The following is a 1,096-nucleotide window of genomic DNA, read 5'->3' on the forward strand; positions in this document are numbered from 1 at the left end:
GGCCGCGCCGACCTGGTCGCCGCAGCCCGCCTTCGGGTACCCGGCGATGGCGCACAGCAGCCCGTTGGTGTCGTAGCGCAGCGGCGGGGCGACGGCGGCCAGCACCTCGGCCGAGGTGGCGCGGGGCGTGACACCGGCACAGGCGGTCCGCTGCCCGGGCACCGGGGCGGTGGGCGAACCGGCGTCCTCGGCGGTCCCGAAGTCCAGCACGACGGCCACCCGCTTGCGTCCCTCCTGCGCGGGAGTGTCCGCGCAGATCTCGGCGAAGCTCCCGGCCGTCCGGGGCTTCGCGGCGTCCTGCCCGCCGTCCGGGCTCAGCGCGAACCGCCACCCGTCCACCGCCCCGTCCGGCGGCACCGCGACGGCGGGCCCCTGCTGCTGGTACGTCCAGCGCCCGTCCTCGGTGCCGCGCCAGAACGACCAGTACCGGTACCCGGCGGCCTGCGCCGGCGCGGCGGATGCGAGCAGCAGCACCGCCCCGAGGAGGGGGAGGAGCAGTGCGGCGAGGGACCGGGTCCGCCCGGCCCGGGTGCGGTCGGCCGCGGCGGGGCCCGGGCCGCCCGGGGCGGGGTGGGGTGCGGGGCGCATCAGAGGTGCGCGTTGCGCTTGCGCTGGAAGCTGAGCAGGAGGCCGCCGCCGACGCCGATGAGCAGGCCGACGCCGATGAACCAGTACTGGCCGATGCCGTCGTCCTTCTTCTCCGCCTTCTCCGCCGGGGCGGACGCCTTGGCGGTGGGGGCCTCGGTGGCCTTGGGCGCCGGACCGAGGGCGGTGAGCTGCCCGGTCAGGGCGGCGGTGTCGCGGTGGGCGGCCTGGGAGACCAGCAGGAGGGTGGCGGTGGCGCCGGCGTCGGTACCGCCCTTGGTCCAGGTGGCGCCCTCCTTGGCGAGCCAGTCGACGGCGCCGGCGGCCTGCTGGGGGTGGCCGCTCTGGGTGAGGGCGAGGGCGGCCCAGGCCGTGGCGGTGTAGTCGGGGGCGGGGGCGGCGCCCGGGGTGGTGAGGCTGAGGTGGCCGCCGCCCGCCGCGAGCTGGGCGGTGAGGTAGGCGCCGACGGCCTCGCCGGAGTCAGCGTGCGGAACCGGGGCCGGGGCGGCCG

Annotated in this window: 1 protein-coding gene and 1 pseudogene; both read right to left on the reverse strand. The window is 78.6% G+C overall.

What is annotated here, in order from left to right:
• Window positions 1-588, reverse strand: a 588-nt coding sequence (locus KS423_RS46045) for an SCO2322 family protein (RefSeq protein ID WP_224285596.1), incomplete at its 3' end; no start/stop codon positions are given.
• A pseudogene (locus KS423_RS46050) lies at window positions 588-1,096 on the reverse strand (hypothetical protein); the annotation flags it as partial. The gene KS423_RS46045 and the pseudogene KS423_RS46050, both read right to left, overlap by 1 nt.

Origin of the sequence: Streptomyces sp. LS1784, assembly GCF_020103755.1 — a bacterium.
In the GTDB taxonomy this organism is placed as follows: Bacteria; Actinomycetota; Actinomycetes; order Streptomycetales; family Streptomycetaceae; genus Kitasatospora.